Source organism: Nostoc sp. UCD121 (genome assembly GCF_014222285.1).
Classification (GTDB): Bacteria; Cyanobacteriota; Cyanobacteriia; order Cyanobacteriales; family Nostocaceae; genus Nostoc.
Genome location: NZ_JACKZS010000002.1, coordinates 96,720 through 118,719, shown reverse-complemented (window position 1 = coordinate 118,719; position 22,000 = coordinate 96,720). Strand labels below are relative to the sequence as shown.

16 protein-coding genes and 1 pseudogene are annotated in these 22,000 nt (G+C 41.7%); 12 read left to right on the top strand and 5 right to left on the bottom strand.

The window, feature by feature from the left end; all coding sequences use genetic code 11:
* Positions 1-324 precede the first annotated feature (324 nt).
* Positions 325-855: pseudogene (locus GNF10_RS01105) on the bottom strand (Rpn family recombination-promoting nuclease/putative transposase); the annotation flags it as partial.
* Positions 856-1,100: 245 nt separating this feature from the next.
* Between GNF10_RS01105 and GNF10_RS01100 the strand changes: the two are divergent.
* The 7 genes from GNF10_RS01100 (at position 1,101) to GNF10_RS01070 (ending at position 13,031) form a co-directional block, all read left to right on the top strand.
* Complete coding sequence (locus GNF10_RS01100) at positions 1,101-1,811, top strand: response regulator transcription factor (RefSeq protein ID WP_185580564.1); 711 nt, start codon at positions 1,101-1,103, stop codon at positions 1,809-1,811.
* A 127-nt stretch (positions 1,812-1,938) separates the two neighbouring features.
* On the top strand, positions 1,939-3,831 hold the full coding sequence (locus GNF10_RS01095; RefSeq protein WP_185580565.1) for a CHASE2 domain-containing protein: 1,893 nt from the start codon (positions 1,939-1,941) through the stop codon (positions 3,829-3,831).
* A 226-nt stretch (positions 3,832-4,057) separates the two neighbouring features.
* Positions 4,058-4,789, top strand: a complete 732-nt coding sequence (locus GNF10_RS01090; protein WP_185580566.1) for a DUF928 domain-containing protein — start codon at positions 4,058-4,060, stop codon at positions 4,787-4,789.
* 84 nt (positions 4,790-4,873) lie between these two features.
* The gene (locus tag GNF10_RS01085) at positions 4,874-8,224 is read left to right on the top strand and encodes a filamentous hemagglutinin N-terminal domain-containing protein (protein WP_185607102.1); all 3,351 of its coding nucleotides are present in this window, start codon (positions 4,874-4,876) and stop codon (positions 8,222-8,224) included.
* 139 nt (positions 8,225-8,363) lie between these two features.
* Complete coding sequence (locus GNF10_RS01080) at positions 8,364-11,678, top strand: filamentous hemagglutinin N-terminal domain-containing protein (RefSeq protein ID WP_185583332.1); 3,315 nt, start codon at positions 8,364-8,366, stop codon at positions 11,676-11,678.
* Between the two features lie 95 nt (positions 11,679-11,773).
* Positions 11,774-12,628 carry a uroporphyrinogen-III synthase gene (locus GNF10_RS01075; protein WP_185583334.1) on the top strand — a complete coding sequence of 285 codons (855 nt, stop codon included), beginning with the start codon at positions 11,774-11,776 and terminating at the stop codon, positions 12,626-12,628.
* A gap of 103 nt (positions 12,629-12,731) precedes the next feature.
* Positions 12,732-13,031 carry a ferredoxin gene (locus GNF10_RS01070; protein WP_185583336.1) on the top strand — a complete coding sequence of 100 codons (300 nt, stop codon included), beginning with the start codon at positions 12,732-12,734 and terminating at the stop codon, positions 13,029-13,031.
* 241 nt (positions 13,032-13,272) lie between these two features.
* Here GNF10_RS01070 and GNF10_RS01065 read toward each other — a convergent pair whose 3' ends face one another.
* On the bottom strand, positions 13,273-13,722 hold the full coding sequence (locus GNF10_RS01065) for an Hsp20/alpha crystallin family protein (RefSeq protein WP_185583338.1): 450 nt from the start codon (positions 13,720-13,722) through the stop codon (positions 13,273-13,275).
* Between the two features lie 514 nt (positions 13,723-14,236).
* Here GNF10_RS01065 and GNF10_RS01060 point away from each other — a divergent pair.
* Positions 14,237-14,557, top strand: a complete 321-nt coding sequence (locus GNF10_RS01060; RefSeq protein ID WP_114080550.1) for a multidrug efflux SMR transporter — start codon at positions 14,237-14,239, stop codon at positions 14,555-14,557.
* A gap of 330 nt (positions 14,558-14,887) precedes the next feature.
* Here the strand turns inward: GNF10_RS01060 and GNF10_RS01055 are convergent, their stop codons facing one another.
* Both GNF10_RS01055 and GNF10_RS01050 read right to left on the bottom strand, forming a co-directional pair.
* A complete protein-coding gene (locus GNF10_RS01055; RefSeq protein ID WP_185583340.1) occupies positions 14,888-15,925 on the bottom strand; it encodes an iron ABC transporter permease in 1,038 nt (345 codons plus the stop codon).
* A gap of 336 nt (positions 15,926-16,261) precedes the next feature.
* Complete coding sequence (locus GNF10_RS01050) at positions 16,262-16,885, bottom strand: 4Fe-4S single cluster domain-containing protein (protein WP_185583342.1); 624 nt, start codon at positions 16,883-16,885, stop codon at positions 16,262-16,264.
* 183 nt (positions 16,886-17,068) lie between these two features.
* Here GNF10_RS01050 and GNF10_RS01045 point away from each other — a divergent pair, with 183 nt between their 5' ends.
* The 3 genes from GNF10_RS01045 (at position 17,069) to GNF10_RS01035 (ending at position 20,280) form a co-directional block, all read left to right on the top strand.
* Positions 17,069-18,262 carry an NAD(P)/FAD-dependent oxidoreductase gene (locus GNF10_RS01045; RefSeq protein WP_185583344.1) on the top strand — a complete coding sequence of 398 codons (1,194 nt, stop codon included), beginning with the start codon at positions 17,069-17,071 and terminating at the stop codon, positions 18,260-18,262.
* A 165-nt stretch (positions 18,263-18,427) separates the two neighbouring features.
* A complete protein-coding gene (locus GNF10_RS01040) occupies positions 18,428-19,072 on the top strand; it encodes an HAD family hydrolase (RefSeq protein ID WP_185583346.1) in 645 nt (214 codons plus the stop codon).
* Positions 19,073-19,419: 347 nt separating this feature from the next.
* On the top strand, positions 19,420-20,280 hold the full coding sequence (locus GNF10_RS01035; RefSeq protein ID WP_185583348.1) for a Tab2/Atab2 family RNA-binding protein: 861 nt from the start codon (positions 19,420-19,422) through the stop codon (positions 20,278-20,280).
* Positions 20,281-20,437: 157 nt separating this feature from the next.
* Here the strand turns inward: GNF10_RS01035 and GNF10_RS01030 are convergent, their stop codons facing one another.
* Positions 20,438-20,605: a hypothetical protein gene (locus GNF10_RS01030; protein ID WP_185583351.1), complete on the bottom strand. Its 168-nt coding sequence runs from the start codon at positions 20,603-20,605 to the stop codon at positions 20,438-20,440.
* Here GNF10_RS01030 and GNF10_RS01025 point away from each other — a divergent pair.
* Positions 20,604-21,917, top strand: coding sequence for a TldD/PmbA family protein (locus tag GNF10_RS01025; RefSeq protein ID WP_185583353.1), 1,314 nt, complete (start codon positions 20,604-20,606; stop codon positions 21,915-21,917). The two genes, GNF10_RS01030 and GNF10_RS01025, sit on opposite strands and share 2 nt — an antisense overlap.
* Positions 21,918-22,000 lie beyond the last annotated feature (83 nt).

Sequence of the window (22,000 nt, the reverse complement as noted above, 5' to 3'; positions counted from 1 at the left end):
TAAATTATATTTTCACTTACAAGCATTGTTAATTGATTCTTGATCTGGCTTAAATACGACTTTTTCAGCAAGCCCTAGATACTTCGACTACGCTCAGTACAAGTGTATGACGAATCCCCAGAATTTTCTGGTAGGATATTGAATTCTTGACCATCAATGCCATAAGCGAAAACCAAGCTAATAGATATATATTGCAAGAATAAAGATTTGGGTCTTGGGAACCAGGATTCCTGCCCTTGGAGGGAATGCCAGACCAATGAATTACGGAGTTCTGGAGGCTATTCCCGATGAATTGGGAAGCCCCGTCCGTCTTACGGCGGGGTAGTTCACTTGTTCATCTCTACGCAAAATTTGCAATGCTTCCCGGATTATGGATTCATTTTCGCCACCTTTGAGAATTGGTACAAAGGGAAGCAATAATGGTAACGGTTGTTCAAAGACAATATTCACATCAACTTCCCACAAATTAATGACGCGATAATCTTGACGTGATTGTAAACCTGCAACATTTGATGTGTAGGTTGTAGGAATTTGCGTGTCGCTTACTTTCAGAATGTTGATTAGTACAGGATAAATCGGTAAATTATACTTCTCTTCTGCTAAGGAAGCATACGCACGCATTCGGCGGGGCATTTTGGAGTTATAGCGTAATTGTAATTCGGTGAGAACTAGAAATTCTCCATCTAGGGGACTTTTAGCGCGGATTAAAACATCATTTTCCCTACTTATCCATTGAAATTCTGAGTTGAGAATTTTCCCAACTGTAATGTCGGGAATTTGAGTTACCCATCTCACCCAGTTGTCGGGTGCAAGGCTAATTAAGCTTTTGGTGCTGACATCTGCGGGTTTTGTCATCGTCAATAAATCATACTACAATATCCAGATCCCCAGAACCTTCTCAGTGCATGAATTGAATAGTGATGAACAATCTCCTCTCGGCATTATTTGCACTTTTCTGCATAGGTAGGACATTCATCTCAAATTAAAATAGGCGGAGACTTTAAAGAGGATATTTAGAAAATTGCTGGTTTTAAATATTACTTGCAATGACTAAGTATTGAGTAGTAAGGCTTAAAAAAACTTTTAATTTGGATAAAAATATGGTGATGAAAAGTTTGAGAGAAGATCAAGTTTATAGGCATTTAGCAGTGGAAAAGAAGCTCGGTATTCTTGTTGTCGATGACCACCAATTAATTTTGACTGGTACTCTTGATGTCTTAAGTCGAAAGTATCCTGAAGCTACTATTATCAAGGCTCAGACGGCAAAAGATACACTTTCTCAAGTGCAATGTTACCAGTTTGACTTGATTTTGATGGATTTATCAATTCCCGATCGCCAAGGGGAGACAGCAGAAATTGATACCGGAATTAAGCTGTTGCAAACTTTGCTTAAAGAATATCCACATCAGAATTTCATAGTGCAAACTAGTTATGTGAAGGCATTAATCAGAATTAAACACGAAATTGATAATCATCAGGGTGGGTTTGCGATCGCAGATAAAGGATTACCCGAAGATGAAATGCTCATGCGGGTTAATTTAGCACTTCAGGGTGCAACTCACACCAAAGACATCAAAACAGGAATCGAACTCAAGCCGGAATGGTTGGATGTGTTGCGTTTGGCTTTTGAAGAGAGTTTGACAGATAAGGCGATCGCAGACAGAATGTATAAATCAGAGCGAGCGGTACGTACTTACTGGACGAAGATTCAGGATGTTTTGGGGGTGTATCCTGAAGACTGCAAGCAAAGTGGTAAGAATATGCGAATCCTCACCGAAATTCGTTCCCGTGAAGAAGGTTTAATTGATTAATTACAGCTATTTTCACCTAAATCGGCCACATGCTAGAGGTATAGCAATACGGTTCGGTTAAAGGGGAAAGGTTTTGAATACATCCTTAAATATGCTGTAAATATAGGGAAAATAAATCCTAAATTAAATGAGAAGGGGAATCTGGAATCGTATTTGCCAAGAATTTGGGTTGTGGTCGCTGGCTGCACCTCCAGGGATTATAGTTCTATTTGTGGTGATGTTGATCCGAATAGCCGGGGGAATGCAATCTTGGGAATGGATGCTTCTCGATACGATGTTACGTCTACGTCCGCTAGAAAAACGTGATGAACATATAGTAATTGTGGGTATCGATGAAAAGGATATTGCATGGGTTAAGCAGTATCCAATTCCAGATGAGAAGATTGCACAGTTGCTTACCAAGCTGGAAACTTATAAACCCCTAGCTATTGGTTTGGATATCTTCAAAAATGTTCCTGTTGAACCTGGTGGTGAACAACTAGCGCAGGTATTACGGTCAAATTCTAAGATTATTGGCATTGAAAAAATTTTACCACCCGCAGAAACTTCACCACCCCAGAGCTTGCCACCCGAAGGAGTTGGGTTTATTGATTTACCTAATGATGAGGATAGCAAAAATCGACGCTATTTGTTATATACGCCGAATCCTAAAAATATCAACGAAGATAAATATTCTTTAGCATTGCGGTTAGTTACGAAGTATTTAGACGCAAAAGGAATTGAATTACAAACGGGAATAAATGACCCGAATACCATCAGATTCCGTAGGATTGAATTACCCCGAATTACCCATAATTTTGGCGGATACGTCAGGGTTGATGATGGAGGATTGTCAATTTTAATGAACTTCCGCAACAGTGAGCAACCTTTTAATGTTGTGTCGCTACGCGATATTCTCAATGGTCAAGTTGATGCAGAATTGCTGCGCGATCGCATTGTGTTAGTTGGCAACCGCAACCTGAGTACGGGAGATGCTATTTATACATCTGCCTTGCCTGGCTTAAAATTAAGCGGTCAAATTTATGGCATTGACTATCACGCTCATGTGATCAGCCAAATTTTGAGTACTGTAATGGATGGTCGTCCAATGTTGGACAGTTGGGGAGATATTGGAGAGTATACATGGATATTTATTTGGGGGGTTTTGCCGATTATGATCGGACGGCTGACCCAATCTGTTTGGAAAAATATACTGGGTGTAAGTGTAGCGGGATTTTGTCTGTTTAGCTGTGGGTATATGATGCTGTGGGTGTGGGGTGTATGGATTCCTGTAACACCAGGTTTGCTTGTATTAGCCATGAATGGCGTAGGTTTGAGTGCTTTTGCATTTTACCAGCATGATAAATTCTTGCGATCGCAAATTCACGAACGTCAAAACACCATTCAAAACACTTTTACCGTAATTCATAATGGCCCTTTGCAAACCCTCGCTTATGGATTAAAGCATCTACGTGCTAAAGATATCTCTTACGAGCAATTGCTGGGACAATTTGAAAAACTCGATCGGGAGATTAGAGAAATTGGCGAATTTCTCAAACTCGAAGCATTAACCACAGAAGAGAGTTTGCGTTTAGGTAGCGGATTAATTCTTGAATTGAACCGACCACTTCACGATTTGTTATATGAAGTTTATTCTAGTACCTTAGAACGGAAGGATTTTGAAAATTTTAAAACATTAAAAGTTAAAATTCGCAATTTTGACCCAATTGATGATAAATATTTAAGTATGGAAGACAAACGGGGAGTTTGTCTTTTTTTGGAAGAAGCTTTGTGTAATGTTGGCAAACATGCCCAAGGAGTCAAGCGTGTAGAAGCATCAGGTGTTTGTAGTTTAAATAACTATAAATTGTCCGTCAAAGATAATGGTTCGGGAATCACATCAAAATTAGAAAATAAAGGCACAAAGCATTCTAAAATACTTGCTCAACAATTAAGAGGGGAGTTTCTACGCGAATCACTTTCTCCTCGCGGGACTATCTGTGAACTTAGTTGGAAACTTAAGAGAGAATTTGAGTTTTAAAACTTTATATTCATGATTCGGCTTAGAGAATGTTTGAAAAGCACCAGATTCTATCACTATCTCTCCTATATCCCTCATTCAAAGTCCTCCTTTTTAAGGAGGATTTAGGAGGATCTAAAAATATTTGATACATAAGTAGCAACTTTTAAAACAATCTCTTATAGAAATGGGAAAAAATTAAGAATTTCAAAAGTTTCAGATAACCTTACAATCAACAACATCTACCATGAGTCATCAACATATTGGATTTTGGCGAAATAACCGCAGACTTACAAGCTTAGTTGTGGGCATGGTTTTTCTAATGACAGCATTCCCAGCATTTGCCCAGTTTAAACCACGCGATCGCAAACCAGCTAGCGGACATTCCCGTGCGGGTGGTTCCCGTGGATGTCCAAGTAACGGCAGTATCCCTCTGACACAGCTTGCGCCTCAAACATATATCGGTAAAACCACTTCCACCCGTCCAATGTTAGCTTGGTATATGTCAAGTTCCCAAAATGTGCGATTCCGATTGGCTGAATTTGATTCAAGCAATAACCCTAAACAAATTGGCAAAATTAAAGAAATACCCGCAATCGTCGGGATTAACAAGCTAGAACTTCCCCCCGATTACCCCGAACTCACAGTGGGTAAAACATATTCATGGCAAATTTCAATTGACTGTGGAAATAGCCCGATTGTTAGGCGTGCAGAATTTACCGTCATCAATCCTGAGTCACTTGCTAATAAACAATTTACTAGCATTCCCGAAAGCGTGAGTTATTATGCTGAAAACGATCTGTGGTATGAAGCACTCAAAGAAGCATTAAAAGCAACTGATAATGGTAAACTAGGGCAGACTGGGGCAAATTTAGTTAAAGAACTTGCAGAGTCGGAAATATTGATAGGTAACGACGTAGAACAAAAAAATACTCAGCAACGCATCGAATACCTTCAAAAGATTGCTAGCGATCGCTAAATTGATGATTTAGATCCCCGACTTCGTAAAAGTTGTCGGGTATCTAGGATCTAGTCCTACAGAAGAAATGGGGAAATATAAATTATGAAAATTTTGCGGTTTAGCGTCGCAGGATGGCTGGGATGCGTGGGAGCATTAGCAGTCTCTATTCATCCTACTTTTGCTCAGTTAACTCCCGATAATAGCCTGGGGAAAGAGCGATCGCAAGTCATTCCTTTTAATCAAAATAATGACATTATCGATGGCGGTGCGGCTCGTGGCACTAATCTATTTCACAGCTTTCAAGATTTTAACGTCGGTGTTAGTCGAGGCGTTTATTTCGCCAATCCAGAAGGGATAATAAATATATTTTCTCGCGTTACTGGTAGTAACTCATCGAATATTTTCGGGAGATTAGGTGTATTAGGTGATGCAAATTTGTTTTTGCTAAATCCTAATGGCATTGTGTTTGGAAAAAATGCCAGTTTGGATATACAAGGTTCTTTTTTGGGGACAACAGCAAATAGTTTAGTCTTTCCCAATGGGGTAGAATTTAGCGCCACAAATCCCCAAGTACCCCCGTTATTGGCTATCAATGTACCAGTTGGTTTACAGTTTGGTTCGCAACCTGGAAGTATTACTAGTCAAGCAGTGATTCGGGATTCTCAGGGAAATATTGTTGATGGTTTGGGTGTTGGCAATGGTAGCACCTTAGCATTGATCGGCGGTGAAATCACCTTGGATGGTAGTGTTTTGTTTACTCAAAATGGACAAGTGAAATTGGGAGCAATCAGTGGGGATACAACTGTTGGGTTAAATGTCAATGGTTCCTCATTGGATTTTAAGTTACCAGGAAATTTCGGACGCGCACCCATCAACTTAACGAATAGTAGCTTCATCATTGCAAGTGGCAATAGTGCAATTGAACTATTTGGGGGCGAGATTGGACTAAACGGTTCGTTTATTTCTGGTAGCAATGGCGGCTCAATTTTTGTTGATGCAACTCAACTTAATTTAGATAACGGCGCTGGAATTCAGAGTGCTACTTCTGGTGCAGCAAAGGGTGGTGATATTCAAATTCAAGCCAGCGATGCAGTAACTCTTGCTAACAGCAATCAGATTTTATCTGTTAGTAGCGCTTCGGCTACGGGTTCGGGCGGGGATATTAGTATCAATGCCAGGAAAATCACAATTACCGGAGATGGAATAGCAGAGAATAGCGGTATTATCTCTACATCTACTCGTGGTAAAGGCAATGGAGGGAACCTCACTTTAAATGCTACGGAGTCGGTTAACATCAATGGTGGCTTTGTCTCTGTTGTATCTGGAAGTGCAGGTAATGCAGGAAACTTGACAGTACGAGCTACAGATGATGTCAATATCACTAACCAAGGTTCTTTACGACTCGGAAGCCTTGGTTCAGGTTCAACAGGTAATCTGCGGATTGAAACGGGTACTTTGCGAGTTCAAAACAATTTCTTAGGCGGGGGAGTGACAGCACTTTCATTTGGTGGTGGAAGTGTCGGCTCTATTTCTATTCAGGCTCGGAATGCGGTTGAGGTGACTCAGAGTAATATATCTACGGGTATTGCTACACCACGAGGAAGTACAACTCAAGCAACAGCAGGGGATATCACCATTGAAACCCAGCGACTTAATCTCAAAGATAGCGGTCAGATTAGAACGGATACTTTTAGCAGTGCAAATGCAGCTAACATTTTTATTACAGCTAGTGAATACGTAGATATTAGTGGTTACTCTAGCTATGTATCAAGCAGTACATTTTCTGGCTCGGGAAATGGAGGTAATTTAACAATTGAAACGCCGCGAGTCACTGTCAGTCAAGGAGGACATATAGACACTACATCCACTCAAAGCAGTGGTAATGCCGGGAATATTACCATCCGCGCCAAAGATGTAGAATTAGACGGGTTTGTTTTCGTACCCAAAGAACAGTTTTTGGCTGCACTAGATCAAGCTGGTGTGGAAGAAGTTTTGTCTGACCCTCTAACGCAAGAAGTTCTGTCCCGATTAGGGGGTGTTTTTTATACGAGTAACTTATCCTCGGATGTGTTGAGAAGTAATGCAGATGTGCGGGGTGGCACAATAACTATTGACACAGAACGGTTGCGCTTGAGTAATGGTGGAAACATCGATACCTCAGTGATAGTGGGACGGGGACAAGGGGGAAATTTGGTGGTTCGTGCCACTGATTCTATTGATATTACTGGGGTTGGTGGAGAAAGATTAGATGGTTCACTTGCACCATCAGGTTTATTTGCCGACCTGCAAACGGGGGGAATTGGTTCTGGGGGCAGCATTGACGTGACAACAGGACGCTTAAACCTCAGTAATAACGGAGAAATTTCTGCCAGTACATTCAATCAAGGTAATGCCGGAAATATTGGGATTAATGCTAATCAAATTGATTTGCGTGGAAATAGCAAGGTTATAACTCAGGTTGACGATGAAGCTAATGGTAACGCAGGCAATATCAGCATCAAAGCTCAACTATTAAATGTACAAGAAGAATCGCAGATATCATCGGCAACTCAGGGAAATGGAAATGCGGGGAATTTAACAGTACAGGCTGATAACATTATCTTGAGCGGTTCAGACAGTGAGACTGCAACTGGTTTGCTATCATCAGTTGACGAAAAGGCTAATGGTCAAGGTGGTGATATAGATATTACTAGCGATCGCCTGACTGTACGCGATGATGCTGAAATTGTCTCCGGCAGCACAGGTAATGGTGAAGCTGGAAATATTAGAATTAAGGCTAATTTTATCGAAATTCTGGGAAGAGGCAGTGCGATCGCTTCTTTCACAAATGCAGGTAATGGTGGTGACATCACCCTTGATATCGCTGATTTATTGCTGTTGAGTGGTGGCGGTTTAATTTCAACTACCGCAGGTAGGGCACAAGGTGGGGGTGATGGCGGTAACATCAATATTAACTCTAAATTCATCGTCGCTAACCCCGAAGAAAACAGCGACATCAGCGCGAATGCATACACTGGTTCGGGTGGAAAAGTTCAAATCAACTCCCAAGGTATATTCGGTATCGAGTCGCGTCCACAACCAACCGACAAAAGCGATATTACTGCCAGTTCGCAATTAGGCGTTTCAGGCATAACAAATATTAACGCACCCGATACCAGTTCCATTCAAAATAGCTTTACTCAAGCATCTCCAAACGTCATCGACACCAATGCACTCATCGCCAATAGTTGCATTTCACGCAGTTCCAAACAAGATGGTACATTTTTCATCACTGGTTCTGGGGCTTTACGTAATAGTCCAGGGAGTGGATTAATTTCAGTATATTCCACTGGCGAAGTGCGTAATATTGAACCAACATCACGTGCTTGGAAAAAAGGCGACCCTATTATCGAAGCAGAAGGGGTTTATCGACTGACTAATGGACAGTTGCTACTCAGTCGAGGATGTCGGTGAAGGGAAGAAATATTTACCCAGTTTAAACCATGCGATCGCTAAATAGAAAATGATGATTTAGATCCGCTCATTTAGATTAGATCCCCGATTTCTTAAAGAAGTCGGGGATCTGGGGAGTCCTACAGAAATAATAAAAATTATGAAAATTTTGCGGTTTAGCATCGCAGGATGGCTGGGGTGGATGGGAGCGATCGCAGTTTCTATTCATCCTACTTTTGCTCAGTTAACTCCCGATAATAGCCTGGGGAAAGAGCGATCGCAAGTCATTCCTTTTAATCAAAATAATGACATTATCGATGGCGGTGCGGCTCGTGGCACTAATCTATTTCACAGCTTTCAAGATTTTAACGTCGGTGTTAGTCGAGGCGTTTATTTCGCCAATCCAGAAGGGATAATAAATATATTTTCTCGCGTTACTGGTAGTAACTCATCGAATATTTTCGGGAGATTAGGTGTATTAGGTGATGCAAATTTGTTTTTGCTAAATCCTAATGGCATTGTGTTTGGTAAAAATGCCAGTTTAGATATACAAGGTTCTTTTTTGGGAACAACAGCAAATAGCTTAATCTTTCCCAATGGCGTAGAGTTTAGCGCCACAAATCCCCAAGTACCGCCGTTATTGGCTATCAATGTACCAGTTGGCTTGCAATTTGGTTCCCAACCCGGAAGTATTACTAACCAAGCAGTTAATGCGTTGAATGTTGGCTCTGGTAGCACCCTAGCACTTCTGGGCGGTGAGGTTGCCTTAGATGGTAGTTTTTTGTTTACTCGAAATGGACAAGTGAAATTGGCAGCAGTCAGTGGAGATACAACCGTTGGGTTGAATGTTAATGGCTCCTCATTGGGTTTTAATCTACCAGAAAATGTCGGACGCGCACCCATCAACTTAACGAATGGAAGCTTCATCGTTGCGAGTGGAAATAGTGCAATTGAACTATTTGGGGGGGAGATTGGGTTAAACGATGTGTTTATTTACGGTAACAATGGCGGCTCAATTGTTGTTGATGCGACTCAATTGAATTTAGACAATGACTCTAGCATTGTGAGCGCTACTTTTGGTGCAGCAAGGGGTGGTGATATTCAAGTTCAAGCCAGCGATGCAGTAAATCTTGCTAGCAGCAGTTCCATTTTTTCCGACAGCGATGATATCGGTGCGGGTGGTGATGTCACCATCAATGCTGGAAAAATCACAATTACCGGAGATGGAACACCGGAAAATATTGTTGGAATCTCTACATCTAGCAATGGGAAAGGCAATGGAGGGAATCTCACCTTAAATGCTACGGAGTCGGTTAACGTCAATGGCGGCTTTATCCAGGTTTACAATAACGGTGCAGGTAATGGCGGAAACTTGACTGTGCGAACTACAGATGCAGTCAATATCACTGATAACGGCTCTTTAGGGCTATTCAGCCGTGGCTCTGGTTCAACAGGAAATATACAAATTGAAACGGGCACTTTGCGAGTTCAAAATAATTTCTTAGGGGGGGGAGTAACAGCACTTGCATCTAATGGTGGAAGTGTCGGTTCTATTTCTATTCAGGCTCGAAATGCGGTTGAGGTGACTCAAAGTAATATATATACACTTATTTTTCTTCCACTCGGAAGTACAACTCAAGCAACAGCAGGGGATATCACCATTGAAACCCAGCGACTCAATCTCAAAGATGGGAGTGATATCAGAACGAATACTTATAGCAGCGCAAATGCGGCTAACATTTTGATTAAAGCAAGTGAATATGTAAGAATTAGCGGCAAAAGCAATGTATCAAGCAATACTTATACTGGCTCAGGAAATGGTGGCAATATAACGATAGAAACGCCTCAACTCTCCCTAACTCAAGGAGGACATATAAACACCTCATCTACTAGGAGCAGTGGTAATGCCGGGAATATTACCATCCGCGCCAAAGATGTAGAATTGGATGGATTTGTTTTCGTACCTAAAGAACAGTTTTTGGCCGGACTAGATCAAGCTGCTGCGGAAGAATTTTTGTCTGATCCTCTAAGACAAGAATTTCTGTCTCGGCTCGGGGGTATTTCTGATATGAGTGACTTATCTTCGGATGTTACTGGAAGTAATGCCGATGTCCGAGGCGGCACAATAACTATTGATACAGAGCGGTTGCGGTTGAGTAATGGGGGAAACATATCAACCTCAGTGTTAGCAGGACGAGGACAAGGGGGTAATTTGGTGGTTCATGCTACTGATTCTATTGATATTACTGGGGTTGGTGGAGAACGACTAGATGGTTCATTTGCACCATCAGGTTTATTTGCCGAAGTGCAAACGGGGGGAATTGGTTCTGGGGGCAGTATTGATGTGACAACAGAACGCTTAAACCTCAGCAATAACGGGCAAATTTCTGCCAGCACATTCAATCAAGGTAATGCGGGAAATATTGGGATTAATGCCGAGCAAATTAATTTACGCGGAAGTAGTGCTATCATCACTCAGGTTGACGACGAAGCTAAAGGCAATGCAGGCAATATCAGCATCCAAACTCAACTATTAAATATACAAGAAGAATCGGGGATATCATCAGCAACTTTCGGAAATGGAAATGCGGGTAATTTAACAGTAAAAGCTGATAACATTAGCCTGATTGGTTCAAACGGTGGGTTATTCACTGGTATAACATCATCAGTTTACGAAGGGGCTAATGGTAAAGGTGGTGATATAGATATCGCTACCAATAATCTTGATATACGTGATGATGCTCAAATTATCTCTGGCAGCCTCGGTACGGGTGACGCTGGAAATATCAAAATTAATGCTAATGTTCTGAAAATTATTGGTAAACTCAGTGCGATCGCTTCTTCAACGAACGCAGGTAATGGTGGTGACATAAACCTCAATATCGCTGATTTATTGCTGTTGCGCGATGGCGCTTTCATTTCAACTACCGCAGGGAGAAGCCAAGCTGGTGGCGATGGCGGTAACATCAATATCAATTCTAAATTCATCGTCGCCATCCCCAAAGAAAACAGCGATATTAAAGCTAATGCATACACTGGTTCGGGTGGAAAAGTTCAAATCAACTCGCAAGGTATCTTTGGTATCGAGTCGCGTCCACAGCCAACCGAAAAAAGTGATATTACTGCAAGTTCCGAATTAGGCGTTTCAGGCATAACAAATATTAACGCACCTGATACCAATTCTATTCAAAACAACTTCACTGGAGCATCTCCAAACGTCATCGACACCAATGCACTCATCGCCAATAGTTGCATTTCACGCAGTTCCAAGCAAGGTGGTACATTCTTCATTACTGGTTCTGGCGCTTTACGCAATAGTCCAGGGAATGGATTAATTTCAGTATATTCTACTGGTGAAGTGCGTAATATTGAACCAACATCACCTGCTTGGAAAAAAGGCGACCCTATTATCGAAGCAGAAGGGCTTTATCGACTTACTAATGGAAAGTTGCTACTCAGTCGAGGATGTCGGTGAGAAGTCAGAAATTTATCTGTTGCTGTCAACCCCATCTAAATCCCAATGCTTATTTTGGATAAGGTTGAGCTTATATCATTTATTGATAAACAAATATGCACACCCAATCAAAACAACTCAACAAACTCACTCCATCTAGAGAGTTACCTCTATATGGCAAGAGAATTTTAGTAACAGCACCGAGAAATTATGCTTATAGGTTATGTGAACAAATTATCAAACAAGGTGGTTTACCTGTTCTCATGCCTACTATCGAAACCTGCTATTTATCAAACTATACTAAGTTAGATGCTGCTCTTAACCACATAGCTGAATTTGATTGGATTGTCTTCACAAGTAGAAATGGCATCACTGCATTTTTTCACCGGATGAATGATTTAAATATTCCTGTATCTGTGGTAGAAAAATGTCAATTATGTGCTTTGGGAAAAGATGCAGAAAGCCTATTGTCTTTTTGTGGCAAGGTAGATTTAATTCCAACAGAATCTAGTCCAGCCGGGATTGTGGCGGAATTAGCGAAAATTCCGCAAATTTATGACAAAAAAGTGCTGATACCTGCTCCAGAAGTTGTTGGTTTGCCTGAGCCTGATGTTGTACCCAATTTAATTACGGATTTGCAGCAATTGGGCATAGAAGTCACTCGTGTACCCACATATATTACACAGGGCTTAGACACAAGTATCTATAGTATTGAATTAAACCTGATACATCAAGGAATGATTGATGTCATTGCCTTTAGTAGCACGGCAGAAGTAGAAAGCTTTTTGACAATGGTCAACTCGCAAAGTGACTATGAAGGTTGCATTGTTGCATGTTTTGGCCCTTATACAACTGCCAATGCGCGAAAGTTGGGTGTGAATGTCTCCATCGTGTCTAGGGATTATAGTTCATTTGAGGGATTTGCTGAAGCGATCGCAGAATTTTTTACTCTCACTTCCAATTCACACTAAGCGCTTCAGGATGTAGAGTAATCAACCACATTTAACTCTAGACTAGCAGCACATAAACCCGTAGGATCAACAATGTAGTTCACATTTAGCTAGGGATTGTTACATGGCAACTTATAAAGTCACATTAAAGACTCCAGATGGAGAAAAAACTATTGAAGTTCCTGATGATGAGTACATCTTAGAGATCGCTAACGAAGAAAATGATATGGACTTGCCTTACTCTTGTAATGCTGGTTCTTGCTCAACCTGCGCTGGTAAGCTGATTTCAGGTACAATTGACCAATCGGATCAGAACTTCTTAGACGATGATCAAATGGATGCAGGATTTGTTCTCACCTGCGTTGCCAGACCAACTTCTGACTGTGTAATCCAAACTCATCAAGAAGATGAGCTTAACGGTTAACTAAGAAATGTAGATTTAATCAAGAGCAAATATTGTAGGGTGCGTTAGAACATTCGTCCTAGCGCACCTAAAATCTGATGTAATGTCGTACTCTTGGCGATAACACACTCTACAAGATTTAGAATTTTGCACTTTCCTAATAAATCTATATAGCCTCAGTTAGTCACATTAAAAAGCGCTCCCTTTTTGGAGAGCGCTTTTTATTTAGTTTAATAAATAGCTAGCAGATATAAAGCAGAAATTAGCCAGATGATGCTAGATTAACTTTGACGACTTTGTTCTTTTCTTCTTCAGCTTTGGGTAGCGTCAGGTTCAAGATACCATCTTTATAATCTGCCTTGACGTTAGTATTTTGAATCCGAGTAGGTAAAGGAATTACACGTTGGAATTTACCGTAGTGGAATTCGCTTTTGATTACACCTTTCTCTTCAGATTTAGCTTCAGACTTCCGCTCACCACTGAGGTATACAGCATTTTCTGTAACTTGCAAATCCAGGTCTTTAGCTTCAATTCCCGGAAGTTCTACTTTTAGATGAATTGCATCTTCAGTTTCTTTTAACTCAGCAGCAGGAACTCTAGCGTAGCCTCTATCTAAAAATGCAGATGGTAAAGTTTCTTCATCAAATAAACGATTGATTTGACGTTGTATTGTGTTCAATTCTTGCCAGGGGTTCAAACGTACTAATGCCATCTTTCTACCTCGTATAATCAGTATGTTTGCTGTTCGACTAATTGAGGATTTGTTTCCTTGCTTTTCATAGTATTTAAAAATAAAAGTGGTGTAAATTCGGTTTTTATCACATGATTTATGATGATTACCGAACCACAATAAATGTAGGGTAATCTGAACTAACGAGGTTCGGTAAACTCGACAAGAGAGACTTGAATTTAATAATTCTCTAATTTATAATTGATAAAATGTGCTTGTAAGCTAATATTAGGTAGATAAATACTTCATTTATTTGAAAAGCCAGGCATCGGAATTAGTAGACATATTTATTAGGAACAATAATATACCCGATACATTTTGAATTGTTCCTGAATCAGGTTATTTTGCCGCAAGTTTGAACCAGATTATTCTGTGCAATTTAACAAATAGTTGGTATTAGAAGATTTACTTAATCAATAATATCAATTAAAAGTGTTGTATTTTATTGTTTTCATAGAGATAATAAAAGACTGATAACAAACCGCCCACAAAAGATATGTCAACAAGTTGGATTTATCTCATCGCAGCAATACTTTTTGAGGTTTCAGGCACAACTTGCATGAAGTTATCAGAAGGATTTACTAAATTAGTCCCTTCAGTATTAATATTTGTTTTTTATGGACTTTGTTTTAGTTTTTTAACTCTTGCTCTCAAGAGACTTGAAGTAAGCGTGGCTTATTCTGTCTGGGCTGGGTTGGGAACTGTCCTAATTGCAATCATTGGTATTATTTGGTTTCGTGAATCTGCTACATTTATCAAACTTTTGTCGATCGCCCTAATAATTATGGGGGTAATTGGTATAAATGCAAGTGAGTAAATAAAAATACCTGGTCTATTTTGAAATAGACCAGGTAAATAAACCAAAACTGCTTATTCTGCTTGTTGCTGTTGTAGTGAATACACCAGCAACTTTTATTATTCCGTTAGCAAAGCAAAATGAGCAGACTTAGTTAAATGCTTTTAAAAGTATAGTAAAGCTCGGTAAATATAGCCCACAAGTAATTTACTTTTAATACTTTACCAGACACAACCAAACTCATACAGCCAATTTGGCAGGTTTTTTATACACTGAGGCGTAAAGGATATTATTTTATAGTCTCAACTGAAGGTAAAAAACAATTTTGGCTTTAATCATAAGTAGATTAGCTCAAAATTTATTAAACCCGGCAGAACGACGATAAAGTAACCAGATAAATAGGGGTGAACCCAGCAACGCAGTGACAGAACCTACTGGTAGTTCTACTGCTCCTAATCTAGAGAGTAAATCTGCAAAAGTCAGTAACCATGCACCTGCAAGGGCGGAAAGTGGTAAAACAAAGCGATGATCTGTACCAACAATGAGGCGGACACCGTGGGGGACAACAAGACCAACAAATCCAATCAAACCACTGATGCTGACTGCACCTGCGGCTAAGAGAGTGGCGACACCACCAATTAACAAGCGCGATCGCGTCAACGAAACCCCCAAACCCACAGCCAAATCATCTCCCAAAGCCAGCACATTTACCGATCGCGCCAGTAAGCATCCACCAATCAATGCAACGATGATATACGGGCCAGCCGTCGAGATTTCTTGCCAACCCCGTCCATTGAGACTACCAACCAGCCAACTGAGCGCAATTTGAATTTGACCATCTTCAGCTAAAAGCAGCAATGTACTTTGTACAGCACCAAATAAAGAACTCACCGCCACACCGCCTAAAATTAACCTTTCAACCGAAATTCCCGACCCCGCGCGACCGAGTAAAATAACGATCGCAGAAGTCAAAATTGCCCCCATCCACGCAGCTAAAGGAATTGCGATCGGGAATATTTGCCACACAATCATCACAATCACTACTAATCCAGCACCCGCAGAAATGCCCAAAATAAATGGATCAGCAAGACTATTGCGTAACATCCCTTGCAGTAATGCTCCTGACATTCCCAAAGCCGCGCCAACAATGAGAGCAGCCGTAATGCGCGGGAGACGTAAATCCCAAAGAATTGTCTGTTTAATCGGATCGCCTTTGTGGAGTATGGCTTGCCAAAATTCCGACATACTTAAAGGTACTGCTCCTTGAGAAAGTGATAGCGCTAGCGTTACCACCAGTGCTGCACTCAGGAGTAAAACAGCCCAAAGGATGCGGTGTTCAGTAAAAATTGTCTTAAATGGTTTAGCCAAATTCCGGTCTAGTATTTTCATTAACTATAAATCCGTCTCAAACAAAGCTGCATTTATATATAGTTTCTCTTCGATAAGAGAACAGAAGGTGGACGTTGAGCCTCAGAAGGTGAACTTTGACCCTCAAAAGGTGAACGTTGACCCTCAGAAGGTAGAATCTATTTCAATACTTCTAGGATTTGGGTTGAGCCGTCCTAAATTCAGATCCCCCCGCCTACGGCGACCCCCTTAAAAAGGGGGTAAAAGAGGGTTATAAGCCCCCCTTTTTAAGGGGGGTTGGGGGATCTGCAACGACTAATTGCGCTAACCGAGAAGTATTGGAATCTATTTAACTTTTCATTCCCCATTCCCCATTCCCTAACTTAATTCCAGCCCACCTTGATAGCCAGTGACAATGCGCCCACCATCTTTGAGAATGTGGACTTCTATCTGATCGCTAGCCCAAGTAATCTGGTCTTGGAAAGCCGGATTTAACACACGAACCCGTTGATTACTAGAAGAAACTGGAGAGTTAGGAGAATTAATTGCCAGAGATTGGACAAAAGGCCCGTCAATCAAGATATCAAGTTGTTCTAACAATTCTTGAGAACCTGGCGGCGCAGATTGAGACTGTAGTTGCTTGAGAGTGAACCCAGAAAAAGACATTACATTTAACCCAGCAGCTTTTACCTTACGCGCTAAAGATGCCAATGCAGTTGCTTGCCAAAAGGGTTCTCCACCAGAAAAAGTTACACCTGTGTTGCGGGGATTGCTGAGAATATTTTCAGCAAGGGTATCAACAGCAATCAATTGGTTAGCCTCAAAAGACCAGGAGTTAGTATTAAAGCAGCCAGGACACTCACGGAGACAACCTTGTACCCAGACGACTGCGCGACAACCAGGGCCATTAACTTCTGACTGATCAACATAACCCATAATGTTGAGATAGCCAGGGGGAATATCCATGAGTGCTAGCGATGGGTCAGTTGGCTTAATTTCCATCTCTTTAACTCCTTTTTGCAGTTGCCTGTAACTGTTAACTATAGCGAATCGACCGTTAGATAAATGTGACAAATGACTAATGACTAATTTCTCAAAAACTTGATGGGATTTCAACTTGATAAAGTTTCAGTTACCCTGAAGTTAGTTGCCTAGCTAGTATTGATCCTTTTATAGATAAAATCGATGACTCAACAAACTTCTAGAATTTGTATCCTTGGTGGAGGCTTTGGTGGTCTTTACACAGCCTTGCGCTTAAGCCAGTTACCTTGGGAATCTACGCAAAAACCCGAAATTGTTTTGGTAGATCAAAGCGATCGCTTCCTATTCTCCCCTTTACTTTACGAATTACTCACTGGCGAACTGCAAACCTGGGAAATTGCCCCACCCTTTGAAGAACTTTTACAAGGTACAGGGGTGCGTTTTTATCAAGGGGTTGTGTCTGGAATTGACATCGACCAGCAACGGGTAAATATACATGAAGGGCCAGAAATCCCTTACGATCGCTTAGTGCTGGCACTAGGAGGTGAGACACCGCTAGATTTAGTCCCCGGTGCGGCAACCTATGGCTACCCATTCCGCACCATCTCTGATGCTTATCGTTTGGAAGAACGCCTGCGATTTTTAGAAGAATCGGATGCTGATAAAATTCGGGTGGCAATTATTGGGGCTGGCTACAGTGGTGTAGAGTTAGCCTGTAAGTTAGCCGACAGACTCGGTGAAAGAGGACGCTTTCGGATCGTTGAAATCGCCGATCAAATTTTGCGAACTTCTCCAGAGTTTAACCGGGAAGCAGCAAAAAAAGCTCTAGAAGCCCGTGGCGTATTTCTGGACTTAGAAACGAAAGTTGAATCAATAGAGCAAAATAGCATCACCCTAGAGTACAAAAGCCAGTTAGACACGATTCCCGTAGATTTGGTAATTTGGACTGTGGGAAATAGGGTTGCGCCTGTAGTGAAATCTCTTCCCCTCAAGCAAAATCAGCGCGGTCAAATTAACACTACATCCAATCTACAAGTCATCGATCATCCAGAAATCTTCGCCTTGGGAGATTTAGCAGACTGTCATGATGTTGAAGGACAGCAAGTCCCCGCCACAGCACAAGCGGCTTTTCAGCAAGCTGATTATACTGCTTGGAATATTTGGGCAAGTCTTACTAATCGTCCTCTCCTTCCCTTCCATTACCAACAGTTAGGAGAAATGATGACATTGGGTAAAAACAACGCCACCCTTACTGGTTTGGGAATTAAATTAGATGGCCCCTTGGCATCCGTCGCCCGTCGGATTGCCTATTTATATAGGTTGCCAACTTTAGACCATCAACTCAAAGTTGGTTTTAATTGGCTAGTGCGTCCAATCATTGAGACACTTTCTAAGTAACTTTATTGGGAATTGGGAATTGGGAATTGGGAATTGGAACTAATGACTAATGACCAATGACAATGATTTGCTTTATTTTCGTCAAGCTACTTAGCAGATGCTAGACTCTACCCACAGAACCTCTCTAACGAGCCAAAATCTAACATTCAAAATCTTCAAACTTTGATGGAACAACCGAAAGTTATTTTTTTAGATGCTGTGGGTACACTCTTCGATGTTAAAGGCAGTGTGGGTCAAGTTTATAGTCAGATAGCCGAAGAATTTGGTGTGACGGTTCCAGCCGAAACATTAAATACAGCCTTCATCAAAAGCTTTAAAGCAGCCCCGCCGCCGATATTTCCAGATGCAGAACTCCAAGATATTCCCCAGCGCGAGTTTGATTGGTGGCGGATAATTGCCCTGAACACTTTTGAAAGTGCAGGTGTCCTCAAGGAATTTTCTGACTTTTCGGCTTTTTTTAGCGAACTTTATATTCACTTTGGCACTGGCGAACCGTGGTTTGTCTATCCCGATGTTTTACCAGCTTTAATCAACTGGCGGCGGTTGGGGGTTACTTTGGGGGTGCTATCCAATTTTGATTCCCGGATTTATTCAGTATTGCAAAGTTTAGGATTGAGAGAGTTTTTTACCTCCGTCACCATTGCTACCCAGGTACGCGCAGCTAAACCCGATCCTCAAATTTTTGCTATTGCCTTAGATAAACATAAATGTTCCCCTTCAGCAGCATGGCATATTGGCGATAGCGTTGTAGAAGACTATTACGCCGCTAAAGCAGCAGGACTCAGAGGTGTTTGGATCAATCGTGGTTAATAAGGAGATACTTTAGCGATCGCTATTTTTCTCAAATCTAAACACAACACAGCATATACCCAACAGATGAGAATACTAGACATCTCCAGAAATTAATTATGCGTTACCTGAAACCCTTGTAGAGACGTTGCATTGCAACGTCTCTACATTCATTTTTGGAAAGGGAATGGGGACAAGAGGTGAGAACTTGAAACAAGTCTTTCCCCTTATCCCCAATTCTCCTTGTCCGCAAGTCCTCTTCCAAATTCTCAATTCTCAATTCCCAATTCCCAATGCCCAATGCTGCCCCAACACTCGTATGATCAACATATCAGGAAAACATAGCAGCCAGATTTTTACCGCAAAACATGGGCAGTATTTGGGAAATCGATTTTTACTCCCGTCCGATTTTGGACGATAATCAGAAAAAAATTTGGGAAGTCTTAGTCTGCGAAAGCCCCTTGGATATCAGCACAAAACCAGATTCTTTGTTTCGCTATGCTCAATATTGTCCCAGTACCCAGGTAAACTCGGGCTGGTTGCGGACAGCATTGCAAGAGGCTATTACCCAAGCTGGAAAAGCACCAATTAAAATCCGCTTTTTCCGCCGCCAAATGAACAACATGATTACTAAAGCCTGCCAAGATATAGGCATTCCCGCCCAGCCTAGTCGCCGTACTTTGGTTCTTAACCAATGGCTAGAAGAGCGTATGGAGGAAGTGTATCCTCAAGAACCGGGGTATCAAGGGGGGACGAATCCCTCAGTCCGCTTGGAAAAACCTTTGCCGCAACGTTTACCAGATGCTTTGGAAGGGCAACAGTGGGTATTTGTTACCTTAGATGCTGCGGATTTGGCTGAAATGCCAGAGTGGGAAATTGGTTTTAGTGAAGCTTTCCCTTTAGAATTGGCGAAAGTTTCACCCGAAGCCCGTATTCCTGGTATTTTGATTTTCTCACCGAGAGCCTTGCCTTTGGCTGGCTGGATGTCTGGTTTGGAGTTGGCTTTCTTAAGATTTGATACTAGCGAAGAGGCGAGATTGCTTTTAGAAACGGGTGTAACTGAAAGCTGGATTGTGGCAAATATAAAAAAACCTCAAGTCTTGGCAGAGGCTAAAGGTTTTGAAGAAGCCAAGCAAAAAGCTAACGGAGTGCATTTTATTGGTATACAGTCTGATCCCAAAGCAGAATCTTTTGCTGGTTTTTGGCTATTGCAAGAGGTTAATCTTTGAAGATGGGGATTGGGAATGGGGAATTGGGAATGGGGAATGGGGAATGGGGACTGGAAAGACAAGGGGGAAAAGGAGAATGACAAATGACAAATGACCAATGACAAATGACTAGATCCGTTGAGACATGACAATGATTTGGGATAATTAACTGCGTCCATCAGTTTTGATCTGCGGTTCCAAATCGTAACTGTAAGGAAACGCTGATGATTTTTGGATAGTTATCTGCGTCCATCGGCAGAAAGCCCGATCGTTGCTTTTTAGCGATCGCACTTTCTCCAAGGTGCGTTGATATCCGGTTCAAAATCCACAATTCACTAAGGGTCATGGGTTCTGAAAATTTGTCACAAGATACACTAGCCGAACAGTTGCTGGAACTAGCTATAAAATCTGGAGCAGAAGCTGCTGAGGTGTATCAGTCGCGATCGCTTTCTCGTCCAGTGTTTTTTGAGGCAAACCGGCTCAAACAGCTAGAAACCAACCAATCTGAAGGTACAGCACTACGGCTTTGGCGAAACGGTCGTCCGGGGCTGACGGTGGCTTACGGTTCTGTCTTAGCCGAAGTGATGGTGGAAAAAGCTCTGGCATTAAGCCATTTAAATGAACCGGAAACTGTAGAATTAGGCTCTAATTTTCAGCCCTCCTACCCAGATTTAGGAGAAAGTGTACCGATAGAGATTTTGGTAGACTGGGGCAAAGAAGCGATCGCACTCATCCGCGATGTCTATCCCGATGTTGTGTGCAATGGTGACTGGGAATGTGATATTGAAACTACCAGAATAGTCAACACCAAAGGTTTAGATTGTTACTACACTGATACTACCCTTAACTGCTATGTATCAGCAGAATGGGTACGTGGCGATGATTTTTTAAGTGTTGCTGATGGTCAAACCAAGCGGGGGGAACTTCACCCTGAGAGATTAGCTAACCAAATTTTACAACGGTTAATTTGGGCCAGAGAAAATGTCTCGCCCCCTACTGGTCGTGTCCCGATTTTGTTCACTTCTAAAGCTGCTGATATGCTTTGGGGTACTGTGCAAGCCGCTTTAAATGGCAAGCAAGTCTTAGAAGTATCTTCACCTTGGGCAGAACGTTTAGGGAACCTAGTTGTTGCCCCCAGTCTCACTCTCTACCAAGATCCAGAAGCTGGCCCTTACAGTTGCCCTTTTGATGATGAAGGTACTCCGACTCAATCTTTAGTATTTATCGAAAATGGGATTTTACAGCATTTCTATGGCGATCGCACCACCGGCCGCCAACTGGGTACTGACACTACTGGAAATGGTTTTCGCCCTGGTTTGGGCAGCTATCCCACCCCTGGTTTATTTAATTTTCTAATCCAGCCAGGTTCGGCATCGTTACCAGATTTGATTCAACAACTAGATGATGGCTTGATTGTGGATCAAATGCTGGGTGATGGTGGCAGTATTTCTGGAGATTTTTCGATCAATGTCGATTTAGGCTACCGCGTCCAAAATGGTCAAGTAATTGGGCGCGTTAAGGATACTATGGTTGCAGGTAATGTTTACACAGCCCTGAAGCAATTGGTTGCACTGGGCAACGATGGTGACTGGAATGGTTCTTGTTATACTCCATCTCTGATAGTAGAAGGGCTATCCACCACGGGGAGAAGTAATTAATTCGTAATTCGTAATTCGTAATTCGTAATTGAGGACAGTGCTTGTGTAGTAGCGTATTTGCCGATGATTTTAAAATATCCTCT